The organism is Roseivirga sp. AWQ4_251, from assembly GCF_056158225.1.
Genome location: NZ_JBSWSW010000002.1, coordinates 174,529 through 192,787 on the forward strand (window position 1 = coordinate 174,529; position 18,259 = coordinate 192,787).

The following is an 18,259-nucleotide window of genomic DNA, read 5'->3' on the forward strand; positions in this document are numbered from 1 at the left end:
GCTTTTTTGAAGGATAGAAAGCCAATTTGAAGAAGGGAAAATGGCTTCTATCTATTTCTTGGAAGAAGACTTTTCTTCTAGGTCGCTCAATTCCAAACTGAGTGCTTTGGTTGAAATCTGGGTTTCGATAAAAGAAAGAGTAAGCGAACCCAAAAGTAAAAACAGGCTAAGCCCGAAGATAAAATCGGCCATTTGCTGTGCTTTTAAATACATTGAAACCATACTAAGCACACAGCAGAAAAAACTGGCAATACCCAAAGCCTGCATGTTTCTGATGAGTATTAATCTTAATTTTAAATTCTTGATTTGCCCTAAGATTGTGGGAGGCGGTTCGGCCTGATCCATATAACGCTGCCTTAGGCCTCTGGCTAAATTTGCCAAAGAAACAAACCGATTGGTGTAAGCCAAAAGTAAAAGCGTAATGGCCGGAAATAGTAGCGCAGGGGTAGAAATATCGATATTCATATCAGGAATTCATGTTATTAACATCTGAGTTTCTTTCTTCCTTACTTCTGATTTTATTGTCTAAAGTGAGCTTCCATAACAGAACAATTTCGGCAATAACTGCCGGATACAATACCACCTCCACAAGGTATTCGGCCATAATAGGATCTTCAAAATTCTCCGCCCCAACCATATATTTCAGCACCAAACAAACACTGATGATCACCAATAGAACAACAAAGCCTATTTTTTGATTTTTTGTACTCATACACAAAACTAATCAAGAAATAGGCTTTATAAGGAAAGTTAGAGTTTTATTGAACACGCTATTGCACCAGAAATTTGAAGCTCTGAGTATAGCCTGTCAATGATTCTTTCAGAACCAGCACATACACGCCCTGTTTCATACCAAGCGTATTGATTTTCAAGGCATCTGATTCTGTTTTCAGCAAGTCTGTTAAGTTGGTTAATCGAACCCCTCTGGTATCTAAAATTTCAACCCCCACAGACTTTGTTGCCAGCCCTTCATAGGCCACCGTAACTTCCTGACCTTTATATGCTGGATTCGGGAAAATCTTCGCTTTAGCCACCTCTGTAATTTCGGGCATTACCACTCTTACCGCCTGAGAAATTGTTTCTTCACCAGAATGATCTGTCTGCCTAAGTCTGTAGTACGAAACTCCCGACAATGGCTTCTCATCCAAGTAAGTATAGAAGCTTGATGTTGAGCTATTACCCGCACCCAAAATGGGCTTCAAAGGCAAGAAGCTTCTGCCATCTGAAGACCTTTCAATAGTAAAATAAGAATTTCCTTGTTCACTCGCAGTTTCCCATTCTACCACAACTTTGTTTTGCTCAGGTTTGGCTGTAAAGGCTATCAATTCTACGGGCAAGGCAGCAGATTCTTCAGAACCAAGGGTGAAGAATACGCCATCGGCAAAATTCACGGTAAACGTGGCTGTTCTTTCCACGGCATCCACAGCGGAAGGAGAAATTAGCGTGACGCCCGCAGTAAAGTTTCCATCACTGTCAACCATCAGTCTTAAGCGTTGCAAATTTGCAGTTCCGCTACCTTCTGGGCCTTCTACTTGCGACAAGTCGAATGTTACACTCACTGTACCCACCGTGCCGGTTTCCTGTACATACCATTCCCTGAACAGTCGCCCACTAACTTGCGAAGGGTCATATTCTGTATTTCCCTCTGCCAATGTACCTTCAATTGGCGAGTTGTTATGCCCCCACATCATAAAAGAACTATTTGTACCCAAAACACCTGTTGCATCTACCGTCACCATGGCATCGTCTGTGCTGCTTATGGATTTTTCTTGCAAAAAACAGCCATTATCATCACGGGCTATTCCCGCAAGGCCATTATTGTAAGAAGATTGCTCTGCCCATGACCAAACCGCAGAACCAGAAGAAGATGTGTAATCTTGCCTTCCCGTTCCTCCTGCTCTCGTTATTCCATATTTTATAGCCAAATAGCTTTCTACTCTCTGGCGTTGATCGGCCGTTAATACGGAAGAGAAAACAATGGCCTCGGCCACCCTTCCATTGAACTGAGAAGCCACATTGGCGCCATCATGATTACCTATACCAAATGACGTTGGAGCGCTTAAAGATGTGTTCGTGGAAACTCCAGTGGCCACACTAGCCGAGTTGGCATAAAGTGCAACAGAACCCGTGGCAGTAGAACGAGCCCTAGTTCCGGTAGCGATATAAGGCCTAAGATCATTATAGACAACTCCCGAAGGACTTCTTACCCCAATTCCTGCTCCTGAAAACGCCTTAAAGTGAAGTCTTCCATTTGAAATACCCAAGCCATAATCGGCAGTACTGGAAGATACCCCCGCACCGATAATGGCTGGTGCTGCTTCGAAATCCGTGGTAGAACCACCCGACTGCCCCGTCCTGAATACCGCTACCACGCTCAGCGCCTCTGACACGTTATTGCCTCCAGAAGTTTCTAAGAACACAGCATTGGTAGAATTAGGATCCGTTATAGACGCTACAGAATTGAAGTTTATATCATTGGTTTCATAGGTTGGCAAAACGGCTGCGGCACCGCCAAGGGTCGTTGCGCCCGCATCTCTACCTACAGAACTTTGATCTTCCCACGAAGTTAAATTTGCACCATCTACGGTGGTATTGGTGCCTTCATCTCCTTTCAACCAAAGAGCAAGATTTGAGGTAACCCCTCCAGGGCCACAATTAGATCTTTCGGTACCTAAAGAGAAATAGAATCCATCCGACAGACTGACATTCGAAAAGGTAAGGACATCTCCATTGAATGAGCCCCCAGGCACAGCCGTTCCACTGGCCATGGTTGAAGAAGACGAAACAATTAAATGATAATCCGAGGCCTTTTGAGAAAGTCCTAAACCCGAAAGGTTAAAAGAGATTGAAACAGCATCAACCGTACCTGTAACATCTACTTTCCATACGCGAGCCATTCTTGCAGTAACTGGAGACGGTACATCAACCGTATTTTTACTAGCAGCTGCTGTAGAACCTCCATTATGCCCCCAAACCATAAAAGATTCATCCGCATCGAAACCGTTTAAGTTAGCAGAATTACTGGCCGCTATTGAGCCATGGCCGATAGCAGCAATTGAACCCGACACGTTACTTTTCGATTGCTTCTGTTCTAAACAAGAAGCATCATCACGACCAATACCCGCGATTGCATTGGCATAACCAGTATTTCCAGAAGCACTCCAGATTATCGTTCCTGAAGAAGAAACATAGTTTTGGGCGGTGGTCTGATTAAGAGTTACACCGTATTTAAGCGCCAGGTATGATTGAATTCTTGCATGTTCGGTGTCTGATGGGCGAGAAGAATACGAAATAACCTCTGCAATCTTACCATCAAAATTATCATCCTCATAAGTATCGGAATCTAAACTTCCTCCAATTCTATAGCCTACATTCGATGAGGTTAAAAAAGTACCACTGGAAAGGTCGGCCCTATCTCTTCCATTAATAAACATACTCGTACTATTCCCTGCAGCATTATTACGAATACCGAAGAGGTAAGTACTGCCTTGGTTTATGGTACCAAACCCCGTTTGACTTACCCCTCTTCTCCATCGCGTACCTGTTCCTCCAATGGCATGAGTCACTACTTCACCAGAAAAGGCACCTGTAACAGAACCAAAAAGCAAACTCCCAAATTGATCGGTTGCGGTGGCTGGTACGGTAAATTCCAATACTGTTTCGCTCGTTGAGGAACTGTTATATGTCAAGTCTGTGGAAAGCACCACATAATAAGCGGGTGAACTAAAGCCAGCAGAGCCTGATAATTCTTCTTCATTAGCAGCATCAAAATCTAAGGCAGGATTATAGTTCATAGATGAGGAGAGAAAAGCCGGCCCGTTGCCTGAAGCCACCGCAGAATTACTCCCTGCACGATCGGCCCAAGTCGTCACTTCTGCTCCATTTACCGCTGTTCCTGCACCCAAATCAGCCCTGAGCCAAAGCCCTAAACCTGTAGATGCTCCACCTGGGGCACAGGTAGCAAAAGAAGTCCCAAGAGTGAAATACTCACCATGGGAAAGATCAACACCACTGAATGTAAGAGTATTACCGGAAAGGGATGCCCCAGTGGTAACCGTAGCAGAAGAGAAAACTCCTCCAGAATTAAGTGACGCGACAAGCAAACTATAATCGCTCGCCTGACCTGTTCCTCCTGAAAGCGAAAGAGCAGAAAGATCGAATGAGACGGTGCAATCATTTGTTTCTCCTGATTCTGAAACGCGCCAAATCCGTGAAATTCTACGGCCAACTACGGGTGGGACATCAGAAGTTTCAGAATCTGCTGCACTGCCTCCATCATTTCCCCAAACCAACCAACTTCCGCTCTCTGAAAAACTACCTCCATGATCAAAAGTAACCACGGAGCCATTATTCTCGCTTCTTGATTTTTGCTGCTCTAATTGAGAACCGTCATCTCGGCCAATACCCCCGATATCGTTGTTATATTCCAAATAGCCTCCTATAGAAGCAGCTTTTGAAGCTCTAAAAAGCACTTCACCTGAACTTCCGTAGTAATCTTGAGCTGTAGATTGGTTTAAAGTAATTCCATATTTAAGTGCCAAATAACTTTCAGTTCTCTGACGTTCCGCACTGGTAAAACTTCCGGGTTCATTGCAGTAAATCAACTCAGAGATTTCTCCATAATAGGAGTTTGCGTTCGAATTACTTCCATCATCATATTCCGATCCTCCATCGGAGGCGCCTATTTCAATTCCTCCTGTATGGGAATATAAAAGCCCAACCCCAGACAAACTCCCCAAAACCTGTCCATTTAAATAGGCTGTTAATGTTCCGGAAGAACTACTATTCCCTAAATACTCTAGCGTAACAATGTATTCGGTATTTACATCTACTGCTGCACTTACCGTATTCACATTCCCTGAATTGTTCCAAGGCGAACCAGCTCCATCGGAAGATCGATTCCAAGCAGTAACATGCAAATCTCCATCTCGGACGTATACATTCATTCCCCTTGTGTTTCCCCCTTGTTCATAAATCACTTGTCGGGTAGAAATATCTGATGAACTGGTTCGAAAAGCCATAGTAATTCCTTTGGAACTGTAAGGGCCTGCCGTATTGAAATCTGTATTGTTAGCAATTGTTAAGGTGTTGCTTCCCGAACCAAAATCTACAGTAGGATTGAAATTAATATTGCTCGTAGTGTTTCTGTATAAGGGGCTTCCTGTACTAGTTACTGCATCGTGATTAGCGATCCACTGGTCTTGCCAATCCGTAACAGCTACACCGTCAGTAGATGCAGTCACCGCTACGTTTGCCTTCAGCCAAGTATCAAGAGAAGACTTATACCCCCCTGGACCAACCGCCAGAGTCAGGCAGTTGTCGGAAGAAACTGCAGCGGAAACACCAGCGACTAAATCAAGGCCTGAAACCTCTGCTGAAGTTGTGGTCGGAAAAGTTTGAATATCTGTTAGGTCATGGTCTACATCGTTGGTGTCGAATGCAAAAAGAGAATAGCCATAAACAACCTGATTGGCAGCAATGCCCAACTCGGAAAATGAAACCGCAACACCTTGTATTACCTGAGCGGTTTGACCCGCGATAACTCCTGTATTTAAAAGAGGAAGTGGATTTTGCCCCACCGTTTGCCGTCTTAAAATCAGGTAGTCGTTATAAACAGCCCCAATTTGAGGCCAATCAGTATCTTCAACATCTACTAAATTACTGTAAGAAGCGGGGTTCCCATTAACATCTAGGGAAGTAATTGCCGCAATTTTTATGTCGTCATTGCCCCCTCTTTCAATTACTGGAAAAACAGCATTGTTCGGTGCACAAGTCACTATTCCTGTATACCAAATCACATCTACACGTTCTGTTTGAGCTTGAATACTGCCAGAAGCTTGATCGTCCACATTTACCAGAATATTGTCATAGCCTGAAATAAGGCTACCTGTTTGATATATCGCATCGGCATCCTCCACTTCTTCTCCATCCAAATTCAGTTCTGTAGTTCCAAAAAGAAATGGGTAATCAATATTATTTAAGGTATACCAAATGTTAACGAAAGTACCGCCATCGGTTCGCTGAAGAATGAGCGTATCGGGAGCCAAAAAGTTGGAAAAAGTACTTGAATTGATCGTATAGCTATTCAGAATATAGTCTGTTCCTATACCATAATTTACAATGTAAGTTTCACCTCCATTAATATCATTTCCAGCATCACTGGGCGCAGTGGCGCTATACGATGAATTGGGAGGGTTCACCGTTGTGACGTTAAAACTCGATATGCCACTTTGGGCAAAAGTTTCTCGTTGATGATCTGTACCTAGTGCTAAAACAACCCACAGAGATCGTAGAAAGCACAACCTTGCAATAGTTCTTATCTCTAACATTGAATTCACATTTTGTGGGTGTGAAAAGCATTGTTAGGTTGAGGTGATAAGATTTTCTAATCTAAAGCAGTAAGGTTTCTGGTTGAGGTTTCTTATAAATGGTTATCGTCCTTTACATACGTATTTTCTACCTAGATCGGTTTCAATAACCATACTTTATTTTGAAAAAATAAAATTCAACACCTCATATCACTATGTAAAAAAGAAATAATCAAAATAATTAGCTTATACTAATCTTAAAAATAGAAAAGGCTACCTCTTTCGAAGTAGCCTTTCTAATGGATTATAATTTCTGAGAATTATTGATTGGCTTGAGCCGCTGCTTTAGCGCTAGCCTTAGCTCTAGCAAACTCTTGCTCTCTTTCTGCAGTTTTAGTCAAAGTGTTTTTGCTCAAATCCACAACAATTGGAGTTGCCACAAAAATCGAAGAATAAGTACCTACAATAATACCTACCAAGAAGGCAAAAGAGAAACCTCTCAATACTTCACCACCAAACAAGAACAACACTAAAACTACAATCAAAGTAGTCATAGAGGTAATCAATGTACGGCTAATAGTGCTGTTGATAGAAGAGTTGAAAGTTCCAACCAAGTCCTTTGAACCTTTAAGCTGAAGCGTTTCACGAATTCTATCGAACACAACCACGGTATCGTTTATCGAGTAACCCATAATGGTCAGCAAGGCACCAATAAATACTTGGTCTACTTCGAAGTTTATACCGAACAAACCAGCAATTGCGAAAGCTGAAAGCACAATCAAAGCATCGTGAACCAAGGCAATGATAGCACCAAGCGAGAATTGCCATCTACGGAATCTAATTAAGATGTATAAGAAGATAGCCAAGATTGAAAGGCCAAACGATTCGATAGACGACTTCTTGATATCATCAGCAATGGTTGGGCTTACTTTAGAAGAACCTCCAATTGTAAATTGACCTGGGCCAACATCCGTAGTTCCATCAATAAACGTTTTACCAGTTGCCTGAGCAATTCCTTCAGTCAATACATTTTTCACTTCTTCGTCTGCTTCAACAAACTCGTCTTCAATTTTGTAAGAAGTGGTTACTTTCAAGGTATTGTTATCGTTGTAAGTTTTCACTTCAATACCCGCGTTTTCAAACACGTCCATTCCAGAAAGTGAAGCTTTTACTTCAGAAGCTACAACAGCCTCATCGAAGCTAACGATATAAGAACGACCTCCTTTGAAATCAACACCTAATCTTAAACCATTGGTTGCCATAAGAATGATACCAATAGCGATTACGATACCTGAAGAAAGGTAAGCCAATCTTCTTTTACCCAAGAAATCGATGTTTACGTGAGTTAACCAACCTTTAGACATTGGCGTATCGAAAGAAAGTTTGCTATCGTTACCCTTTTTGGTCATCCAAGTAATGATTACTCTGGTAATGAATACCGCAGAGAAGAAAGAACAGATAATACCGATCATCAACGTAACGGCAAAACCTTTTACAGGACCTTGACCCAAGAAGTAAAGAATAACACCTGTTAAGAAGGTAGTAACGTTAGCATCGATAATTGAGCTGTATGCTTTCTGATAACCTGACTGAATAGCTTGTAGTAATGGAGTTCCATTACCCAATTCTTCCCTGATTCTTTCAAAGATCAGTACGTTCGCATCAATCGACATACCAATGGTAAGTACAATACCTGCGATACCCGGTAAGGTTAAAGCCGCACCAAGGTTTGCTAAAATTCCAAGAATGAAGAATACGTTGAAAAGCAAAGCTACGTTTGCCACGATACCACCTTTAGCATAGTAGAAAATCATGAAGATTACTACAATCGCCAAACCAGCTAAAATAGAAGTTACACCTTGCTTTTGAGCTTCAATACCCAAGGTTGGTCCAACTACAGCCTCTTCAACTATTTGAGTTGGAGCTGGAAGAGATCCTGCTTTAAGAATATTTGCTAAGTCAGAAGCCTCATCAGGTGTAAAACTACCACTGATTAAAGAGTTTCCGTCAGCAATTTCAACGTTTACATTTGGTGCAGTATAAACGTAATTATCCAAAGAAATAGCTACTCTTCTACCGATGTTAGAAGCAGTAAGGTTTCTCCATTTTTTCGCTCCCAATGCATTCATTTGCATGCTTACAGCTGGCCTCATATATTCGTCTAAAGATTGACGAGCATCTGTAATTACTTCACCAGTAAGTGGAGACTCTCCATTTCTACCTGTTTTAATGGCGTGAAGTTCAAGAAGTTCAGTCTCCTCAAGTGGCTTCACAGACCACATAAACTTCAAGTTTGAAGGGAATAATTTTGTGATCGCTGGGTTCTTTAATATGTTGTTGATTTGAGCTGTATCAGCCAACTGGTAGTAGAAACCAACATATGGCCCCTGGCGCATTAAAGAGAAGAATTTAGACTGACCTGGATTGGTCAAATCTTCTTCAGCATTTGCAGTAGTATCGCCTTCAGCTAATTGTTGCTCAAGAGAAGATTCTTGATCGTTAACTGGCTTCAATTCAGAAGTTAAATCGGTTGAAGAAGCCGTTGATTTTTCAGCAGCTTCGATTTTCAATGAAGTCTCGTTGATTGCCGACAAGGTTGATGAGATTTCTTGGGCGTTGAAAACTTCCCAGAATTCCAACTTAGCCACACCTTGCAAAAGGTTTCTTACCCTTTCTGGGTTATCTACACCTGGTAATTCGATTTGAATTCTACCTGTTCCTTCAAGTCTTTGAATATTTGGCTGAGAAGTACCGAAACGGTCAATTCTAGTTCTTAAGATTTGGAAGGCACGGTCGATAGCGTTGTCAACTTCTTCGTTGATCACGTCCATTACTTCAGCATTTGAAGAACCGAACTCAATTCTACCTCTGTTAGCTGCATTAGCGAAAATTTTGCTCAGCTGACCTCCGTTGGTAACGTCAGTGTAAGCCTCTTCGAAAAGATCAGCGAAAGGCTTATCGCTTCCTTTTTTAGCAGCTTTTGCTTGCTCTATTGCTTGTCTGAATTGAGGGTCCTTGCTGTTTCCTGCTAAACCTTCGATAATCGCTACTGGAGAAACTTCCAAAGTAACGTGCATACCACCTTGAAGGTCAAGGCCAAGGTTCAGTTCGTATTCTTTGATTTCTTGGTAAGTGAACTCAGCGCCAAGAATATTCAATACAGGTTGTCTCCAGATAGAATCAAGGTAAGCCTGTTTTTTAGTTTGGTCTACAACTCCTGCCTCGTCTTTAGCATATTCGAGGGCATCCTTCTGAATACCTCTTGAATAGAAGGTAATTCCAAGATAGTAGAGACACAATGCCGTAATGACGATCGTCAAAAAGACAATGGTATTCTTATTTTTCATTAGTGTTTATAATTTGTATTAAAGATTGTTTCCTGTTAAAGTTTGCTTCAGAATTACATAAGAAGCATTTGTACTAAGTGTTAGCACAGTATTTTCCAAAAAGAGATGCAGAAAAGCACCCAGAAATCAGGGTGCGTTTGGCGATATAATCTGCCGGAAAAGGTTTTTATAGAGTGGCGAATCGTACAAAGGCACAACCGGGTAGGTTTGCTCTATTTCGTTTGATTGCCTGACTACGTCATAAATAAAAACAGGAACAAAAGCCTCGAGCTGAATAGCAGCCGAAGGCAAGGCTAGCTCACAAGTATATTCGTAAACTGCTGATTGTTGATCGTCTGAACTGTCGTCAGTAGCTTGTCCATCGTCTGTGGTTGCTTCAATTTCAGCATTCACCTGATCGCAATGGAAATCGATCACTTCTTGAGAAACCACAAAAGCAGCCACAACAATCCCTAGCACATATAGCAGAGATCTTTTAAGGGCCGATATTTTAGATGTGATACTCATTAAGCGCGTCAAATTTATAGAATAGATTTAGAAATCCATCTATTACGCCTTTATTTTCGATGCAACAAAAGCCTTAACCACTTCTAATGCATTGCCAAAGTCAGTATTATTAGGCACAACAATGTCTGCGGCCTCTTTATGAGGAGCAATATATTTTTGATATGAAGGCATAATGTGATTCTCGTATTTGTAAAGAACATCATCCGCATCGTAGCCACGCTCTACTCTGTCTCGGGTCAATCGTCTTTGCAGTTTGATGTAGTCCTTAGCGTCCACAAAGATTTTCAGATCGATAAGCTCAGCGATTTTCTGATAATGGAAAATAAAAATACCTTCTACCAAAATCACCGGAGCGGCCTTTCTAATCAAGCTTTTCGGCTTTACTGCAGGGTTATTGAAAGTATATTCCTGCTTTTCTACAGATTCCCAATTGCTAAGTGCAGATAAATCACTCGCAAAATGCTCATAATCAATTGACTCTGGACGGTCGAAATTAAACTCTCCGTTTTTATCAACTAATTGATGTTCTCTGGGTCTGTAGTAGTCATCCTGCGATATACTGGTTACTCCCTCATCGAAACTTTCCAACAACGAACGCAAAAAACGCGTTTTCCCCGAACCACTTCCTCCTGTGATGCCGATGATATAAGGCTTATTTTCAGACATTTTGCAAAAATAAAAACCTATCCCGATATACGCTGTCTGGTTTTCAAAAAATTAATCAACTTATCGAAAGCTCTCTTTCTATGGCTGATTTCATTTTTGATAGAAGAAGATAATTCACCAAAGGTTTGATCGTAGCCCACTGGCTGAAAAATAGGATCGTAACCAAAGCCTCCTTCTCCTTGTTTCTGTTTTGTGATTTGGCCTTCTACAATACCATCAAACTGAAACTCTTCTCCGTTTTCGATATAGGTGATCACAGTTCGGAATCTTGCCGCACGGTTATCTTCCGCTTCTAAAGCATGAAGTACCTTCTGCATATTTTTTTCAGAGCTTCTTTCTTCGCCTGCATATCTCGCAGAATAAACACCAGGCTCTCCACCCAATGCATCAATTTCTAAACCAGTGTCGTCAGCGAAAACAGCCACTTTATAATTTACATAGACATGATTCGCCTTCTGAAGGGAATTACCTTCCAGCGTATCCTGAGTTTCTTCAAGTTCTTCTGTGCAACCAATTTCTTCCAAAGAAACCAATTCAAAGGCATCGCCCAGCATTTCAGATATTTCCTTAAGCTTATTTCTATTGTTGGTGGCAAAACAGATTTTCATATTACTTGAGTTTATATATAAAAAAATGGACCGCCAAGGCAGTCCATCTTCGTTTGTTTTATTTCTCTATTAGCGTCTAATATTCAGCACCTGAACTTCAAATTTCAAATTTGCACTAACAGGAATTTCACTTCCGTAGGGTGGGTTTTTGCCATAAGCCAAAACCGAAGGAATGTATAAAGTAGCCACAGCACCCTCGTTCAACAACTTGAAGCCAATATCCCAGCCTTGAATTACGGTACCTTGATTAACAACAAACCAAAAGGATGATCCGCCAACATTGGTATCGAATTCAGTTCCATCAAGCAAATAACCAGTGTATTTAACCTCAACATCATCTCCATAAGCGGCATTTGGCCCCGTTCCTTCTTGATGAATAACATAGCGAATACCGCTAGAATGTACTTGAGCTTCGATGTTATTCTGAGCCAAATACGCTTCAATCAAAGTTGTATCCTGAATAAACTGTTCTTCGCTATCGTAAATCTCATCTTCTTTACAAGCGGAATAGCCCAAAAGGATGATTCCCAACAACATTACCCTACCGAGTGCTTTCATAGAATTTATAACTCTAAATTATTTTACGTCAACTACTTCCAGTTCGAACTTCAATACTGCATTGGCAGGAATTGGGCTACCTGGTCGTGCAGTTGGGCCATAAGCCAAACCTGAAGGAACAAACATAACCGCAGAACCACCTTTGCTCAACAATGGCACTCCAAGGTCCCAACCTTGAATTACGCTTCCTTGACCTACTACAAATTCATAAGGAGCATAAGTTCTTCTTGGGTTTTTAATTCCATTTTCTTCTGCAAGAGCTTCGTTAGAAGTGTCGATCAAAGTTCCGTCTAACAAACGAACCTCATAATCCACCTTAGCCGATTGCCCAACTTCTACATTTGGTCCTGAGCCCTTTTTCTTCATGATGTAGTAAATACCATCTTCAGTGTTTTCGGCTTCTAGGTTATTTTCTTTCAAATAATCTTCGATAATCTGCTTATCCTTTTCAAGTTGCTCGCTGTATTTTCTTTCAGCTTCTGCTTGAGCTCTTTCAATAAAAACTTCTTGCTTATCAACGTCTAAAACGCGGATGTTCATATAAATTGATTCGGTAGTATCCATGCCCATAGTTGGCATGCCCGTAAGCTGAGAATATTGCATAAGGCTAAATTTAACCTGAACGCTATCGCCTACTCCACAATTCACTAATACATCGCTAAGCATTGGAGGTGTTCCTTGTCTTGGGTCGATGATGAAACCACCTTCTTGACGAGGCTCTGCAATCACAGAATCTTTATAAACACTTTTAAGCTCAATCATCATGGCGTCACCTTCCGCAGGTTTTTTGCCATCGCTATCTTCTAATTTTCTGTAAGAAAGGCCAGAATCGAGCTTAACGAATGGCTTATCGGAAGAACATGCCGACACGACAGCCACCATTAACATTACTATTACAATATTTTTCATAGTCTTCATCTTAGTTTAAGTTGAGTTATTAACTCTTCAGTTTGGTTATTGAAACGGCAATATTAATTAGAATTTGATTCTATATCCAACTGGGTTTTATAGTCTTTTAGAACTTCTTTGAACTTATCGACCGTTTCGGACAAAGTCCATTCTGTTCTACCACCAGCTGCGTTTCTGTGGCCTCCACCATTGAAGAAATTTGCCGCAATTTCGTTGGCGGGAAACTTGCCTATAGACCTGAAGGAAATTTTAATGCCTTCCGCACTTTCTTTAAATAAAGCTGCCAGCACAATGCCGTTTAGCGACAGCGCATAATTTACAATACCTTCTGTATCACCGGTTTTAGATTCAAATCTCCCCAACTCTTCTTTAGTAATGGCAAAGAAAGCGGTATGGAATTCAGGCATTACTTCCAGCTTTTCGCTCAAAGCAAAACCCAAAAACTTCAACCTATTGAGTGAATTTTTATCGTAAACGTATTTGGAAACCTTAGCATTGTCTGCTCCGAGGCCAATCAATTCTGCCACAACTTCGTGAACATTCTTAGTGGTGTTCGGATGTCTAAAGCCTCCCGTATCCGTCATGATACCGGCATAAAGGCATTCGGCAATATCTTTATCAATTAAGGTTTTATCTCCCAACTGAACGATCAAATCATAGCACAATTCACAGGTGGAAGCCGCATGAGCATCCCACAAGCGATAATCGGCAAAATCTTCCGGATCAAGATGGTGATCGATGTTAACCTTGAAAGCCTTGGCCTCTCTAACCATTTCGCCCAATTCGTTAATTCTACCGAGGGTAGAGAAATCGAGCGTAACAATAGTATCGGCTTCGCTAATAAGCTGAGAAACTTGAGCTGATGTTTCGCCTGAAAAGACCAGGACATCATCGTTACCTTTCATCCAATACAGAAATTCCGGATAATCACTTGGCGTGATAACCTGAACAGAATGTCCTTTTTTGATGAGGTAGTTGGCCATACCCAAAGAAGAACCCAAAGCATCAGCATCGGGCTTGTGGTGAGTGGTAATCACCACTTTGTTGGGTGTTTTTAGCTGGTTTATTAAAGAGTTTATATCCCGCATTAACAACAAATACTGCCGAAGCAGTATGAAAGTCAGTCGGCAAAGTTGAAAAGAATAAGATTCAAAAACAATCATTTTAACGGGCTTTAACGTAATGTTAAATCGGTTAAAATATTAAGAATCAGGTTAGAGCAATTGGATTAATCTTCTATTTTTGCAGCCGAATTTTGAAAACACTAATATTTATTAAATAGAATGGCAACAAACAGAACGTTTACAATGATTAAGCCTGACGCAGTAGAAGCAGGCAACATTGGTGGAATTTTGAAGATGATCGAAGAGGCGGGATTTAAAATTATCGCCATGAAATATGTTAAACTTAGCGCTGATATTGCCGGTAAGTTCTATGAAGTACACAAAGAAAGACCTTTCTACGGAGAGCTTTGCGAATACATGTCTTCTGGACCAATCGTAGCGGCTATTCTTGAGAAAAACAATGCTGTTGCTGATTTCAGAACCTTGATTGGTGCTACTAACCCAGCTGAAGCTGCTGAAGGTACAATCAGAAAAATCTATGCTAAGTCTATCGCGGCCAATGCAGTTCACGGATCAGACTTTGACGAAAATGCTCAAATCGAAGGAAGCTTCTTCTTTAGCCAATTCGAAAGATTCTAATTGCAGAACAATCAAAATATGGAAAGCGGCTAAATGCCGCTTTTTTTATTTCTTCTCTCCGATCTCTATTTCATTTTCCACCTCTTGTAGCCATTCTGAAAGCACCGCGTATTCTATAGAAAGCTTTTGAATGGCATTCATTCTAGCCTCAAAGCCACTTGGACTGGTCGTTGATAACGAAGTGTTTAAAAGCAGCACATGATCATCTGTTTTAGTCGCCCTTAACTGTGCAACCATTTTAGCAGCATCCCAATAGGCATAAGGTTTTCCGCTTAATTCTGCCGTAAACATCATTCGCGGGTAATTCTGGGCTTTAATATTCTGATAAGGCGAATATTCCATCATGGAATTAAAATCCTTTTTCTTGTCTACACTACCCCATTCTATATGTTCCGATGAAGACGGTGGATACAATGCATCTAAAAACAAACTTGGCAAATCCATTATGGCTGCGTTAATAAAGGCACCTGCAAATAAGTCTGGTTTTCTATTGATAACATCGGCCACAAGTACACTTCCGGCATGTTCGCCCTTAGCAAAATACTTTCTTGGGTTGCCTATTTTTTCTTCTTTGAAATACCCAACCGCATCTTCAAAATCATAAATGGAAGTTTTCTTATTCAAACCCTTAGCTTGATTACTCCAATCTTCACCCAGTTCATTCCCCCCTCTCGTATGTACAAAAGCGAAAATAAATCCAGCATTGATCAATGGTGTTATTGCTTCATCATATTTAACCTGAACGCCATTTCCATAAGCCCCATATGCCTGAAATAAAACAGGGCGTTCTTCCAACGATTTCATTTTGGGACTACCCATATAAACTATTGAAACTGGTATTTGAGCTCCATCGCGAGCCGTTGCCCAAACCAACTTAGTTCTGGAAAAAATCTGGCTCAAAATCATTCCGGCAGTCAATGATTTATCTTCCTTGAAATCTCTAGTCCGCATATTGTACCTCTTCAGTCGAGATGATTTATGAGGCGATGCCTCCGAAAAAACGAGCGTATCTGAATCAAATTTATAGTTGCCATTTAACTCATAAACGCCTAATGTTCCGATCAAATCCTTAACACGATGAACTTCTCCTGAATTGAGGTTTTTCACTTCAATGTATTCCTTCATTTGCTCCGATTTGTGAAGGACTAACCAATCTTTAAACACTTCATAACCCTTGAGTATCACCTGATCGGTTGAAGCAGCTACTAATTCCAGTTTGGAAAGATTAAAATCAGCAGTATCTGCCACCATAAGTTTTCCATTTGGTGATTCATGATTGGTAAAGACATACATTTTATCATCAACTGGATTAAATCGATAGTACGGTGCACCCGTTGTTGACTCATGGATTAACTTAAACCGAAATGGCTTCTCATTTCGCGCTACATAGATTTTAGCCTCTTCTAGACCTTGATTTATAATGAAGATAAAATCTTGATTTTTAGACCTAACCACCGACAGTTGCCTTGACCTATCGGGTTCGATCATGAAAGAACTGTCATTCACAAATTCGGCCCCCAATTCGTGATAATAGATAGCATATCTTCTGCCTGACTGATTTTTCAATATGTAGAAAAACCCTTGTGAATCGTTAGACCAAATAACGTTGTTGATATTGCTGATGGAATCTTTCAGCACTTCACCAGAAGAAAGATTCAAAATGCTGGCTCGTGTTTTTCCATCACCAACCGTATCCATATTTAAAAGCAGATATTGATTGTTATGGCTGAATGAAAATTGATTGAATTGGAAAAACTCAACACTATCGGCTATTGAATTTAAATCCAGCACTTTTTGTGGCTTTGCTTCTGGCCTATCCCTTCTTCTATATAGCGTTTTTTGCGAATTTCCTTCTTCGTAAAGGGACCAATACCAATAATCTCCATTGAGCACAGGCACAGATTCCTCTTTTTGGTCAGAAGCATTCCAAATTGAAGCCGAAATGTTCCTGATATTCTTCTTCAAAGGAATCAGGTAATTTTCCAGATACTTATTTTCGGCTTGCAGATAATCCATAATGCGAGCATCTGATTTAGGATTTTTATTTATGAACCAGCCGTAATTATCTTTCATGCTGATGTCATGAATCTGCAAAACATCTGGATCAATTGGTGCAACTGGCGGCTTCAGATTCTCATCACGCATATGCTTCATGGAAAACTGTTTTTCCAAAGTGTTTTCCTCTTCCATATCTTTTCTGATACTGGCATCGATTTTCGCCACTGGATTTTCTAACTCATATTTCTTCCAAAAGTCAGGGTTGTATTCTATGGCATAATCGTACAGAAAATTTGAATCGTAATTCGAAAAGCTTTCGCGTTGAGAAATGGACTTTGTTTCAGAAGCCGGATTGGTTACGAAAATTTCTGCAATAGTAGCGTAAGGAGTAGTTTGATTTTGAATGGTGTCTTTATAAATAAACTCGTCAATTCTAGAAAGCTTATCTAAATACCAGTGATCCTTTCCTTCCTTAAAAGAAACATCGATGGCATATCCGTAGTGCTTGATTTCTTGAGCTCCCAAATTACAGATATGGCGCCTGTATTTCTGATCGACATGGTAAGACACCCTTTTGATTGCGAAACTTTCTTGATCGATATGAATAGTGCCCGATAAAATATACGTTCTACTGAACCGCTTACCCTGCTCTTGATACTGCTGTATTTTCTCCAAACTAAAGGGTGGAATAGTAGGCTCAAATGTGACTACATAATCCCAAGTGCCATCTTCATTCAAGTTTTCATGAGCTGAATATTTATAAAATTCATCATTCTTTTTGTCCATAAAATAACTAAGGTACCTTACCACATCTTTGCTCAATGTACCCAGTGGCCCAGCCTCGATATTGGCCTCCATTGATTCCTTCGTCAGATTTAAACTTGACCTTGCATCATGAATCTTCACCTTATCATTCCTGTCCGTTCGATGCCCAAAATGATCATGCAAACGTGATCCCCAATCTTGATTCATGATCATTAGGCTAGAGATAACACCCATATTTCCGCCTTTGCCACCCCCCATAATCACGCTGCCACCATATTGTAAAAATCGCTTTCCTCGGTAACCTGTTTGCTCGAAAGTGAGAGCCGCATCGGCAAATTTTATGGTTGCTCCGTTTTCAATCAGGCGCTCACGATAGTAAGCATCAAACGTGTGGGTTTTCTTATCATAGTTGCTTTTAATCTTCCGAATAGCCTTCCTAAGAATCTTTTTTGCATCAAGTTCCTTCCCATTTGAAACGACTACATCGTCTAAGGATTCAACATGGAATTCCAGAAAAACCTGATTAGGTTCTGAAGTTGAAAGTGTGGCAATGGCTATCTCTTTGGTGTTGTAGCCTACACACGAAAACTGAAGGGTATCAGAACGATAATTCCTCGGTATTTTTACAGAAAAACTGCCGTCCTCTTCAGTGATTGTCCCCAAATGTGTACCCTTTATCCTAAGAGTAGCAAAAGGAATAAGTTCGTTCGAGCCCTGTTCAAAAACCTTCCCTTTCAGATAAAAGTCACGCTGAGCCAGCGCTGAATGGGGTATGATAATGAGACCAAGAAAAGAGATAAATACAAAAGTTATTGACCAATAAAACTTCATGATTTAGATTTTACACATAAGTATAATCCTTTATGAAATAAATATTAGCCTATTTAATC

Annotated in this window: 12 protein-coding genes; 1 reads left to right on the forward strand and 11 read right to left on the reverse strand. The window is 40.7% G+C overall.

Translation table 11 applies throughout. The features are described from left to right. Window positions 1-51: 51 nt before the first annotated feature. The 10 genes from ACXACJ_RS14810 to ACXACJ_RS14855 all read right to left on the reverse strand — a co-directional run bounded on the left by ACXACJ_RS14810 (window position 52) and on the right by ACXACJ_RS14855 (window position 13,991). Window positions 52-465, reverse strand: coding sequence for a DUF2721 domain-containing protein (locus ACXACJ_RS14810; protein ID WP_475135244.1), 414 nt, complete (start codon window positions 463-465; stop codon window positions 52-54). 1 nt (window position 466) lies between these two features. Further along, on the reverse strand, window positions 467-712 hold the full coding sequence (locus ACXACJ_RS14815; RefSeq protein WP_475135245.1) for a hypothetical protein: 246 nt from the start codon (window positions 710-712) through the stop codon (window positions 467-469). Window positions 713-770: 58 nt separating this feature from the next. Next, entirely contained in the window at window positions 771-6,329 is a 5,559-nt protein-coding gene (locus tag ACXACJ_RS14820; protein ID WP_475135246.1) for a DUF8202 domain-containing protein, read from the reverse strand. A gap of 299 nt (window positions 6,330-6,628) precedes the next feature. After that, complete coding sequence (secDF, locus tag ACXACJ_RS14825) at window positions 6,629-9,655, reverse strand: protein translocase subunit SecDF (RefSeq protein WP_475135247.1); 3,027 nt, start codon at window positions 9,653-9,655, stop codon at window positions 6,629-6,631. 126 nt (window positions 9,656-9,781) lie between these two features. Beyond that, window positions 9,782-10,162, reverse strand: a complete 381-nt coding sequence (locus tag ACXACJ_RS14830; protein ID WP_475135248.1) for a hypothetical protein — start codon at window positions 10,160-10,162, stop codon at window positions 9,782-9,784. 42 nt (window positions 10,163-10,204) lie between these two features. Continuing rightward, window positions 10,205-10,828, reverse strand: coding sequence for a uridine kinase family protein (locus ACXACJ_RS14835; protein WP_475135249.1), 624 nt, complete (start codon window positions 10,826-10,828; stop codon window positions 10,205-10,207). A 17-nt stretch (window positions 10,829-10,845) separates the two neighbouring features. Continuing rightward, a complete protein-coding gene (locus ACXACJ_RS14840) occupies window positions 10,846-11,436 on the reverse strand; it encodes a non-canonical purine NTP diphosphatase (protein ID WP_475135250.1) in 591 nt (196 codons plus the stop codon). 69 nt (window positions 11,437-11,505) lie between these two features. After that, window positions 11,506-11,994, reverse strand: a complete 489-nt coding sequence (locus ACXACJ_RS14845; RefSeq protein WP_475135251.1) for an FKBP-type peptidyl-prolyl cis-trans isomerase — start codon at window positions 11,992-11,994, stop codon at window positions 11,506-11,508. A gap of 18 nt (window positions 11,995-12,012) precedes the next feature. Beyond that, on the reverse strand, window positions 12,013-12,903 hold the full coding sequence (locus ACXACJ_RS14850; protein ID WP_475135252.1) for an FKBP-type peptidyl-prolyl cis-trans isomerase: 891 nt from the start codon (window positions 12,901-12,903) through the stop codon (window positions 12,013-12,015). 62 nt (window positions 12,904-12,965) lie between these two features. Next, a complete protein-coding gene (locus ACXACJ_RS14855; RefSeq protein ID WP_475136786.1) occupies window positions 12,966-13,991 on the reverse strand; it encodes a DHH family phosphoesterase in 1,026 nt (341 codons plus the stop codon). Window positions 13,992-14,186: 195 nt separating this feature from the next. On the opposite strand from ACXACJ_RS14855, the gene ACXACJ_RS14860 reads away from it, so the two are divergent. Beyond that, window positions 14,187-14,606 carry a nucleoside-diphosphate kinase gene (locus ACXACJ_RS14860; protein ID WP_475135253.1) on the forward strand — a complete coding sequence of 140 codons (420 nt, stop codon included), beginning with the start codon at window positions 14,187-14,189 and terminating at the stop codon, window positions 14,604-14,606. A gap of 45 nt (window positions 14,607-14,651) precedes the next feature. On the opposite strand, the gene ACXACJ_RS14865 is transcribed toward ACXACJ_RS14860, so the two are convergent. Then, a complete protein-coding gene (locus ACXACJ_RS14865; protein ID WP_475135254.1) occupies window positions 14,652-18,200 on the reverse strand; it encodes a prolyl oligopeptidase family serine peptidase in 3,549 nt (1,182 codons plus the stop codon). Window positions 18,201-18,259: the final 59 nt, after the last annotated feature.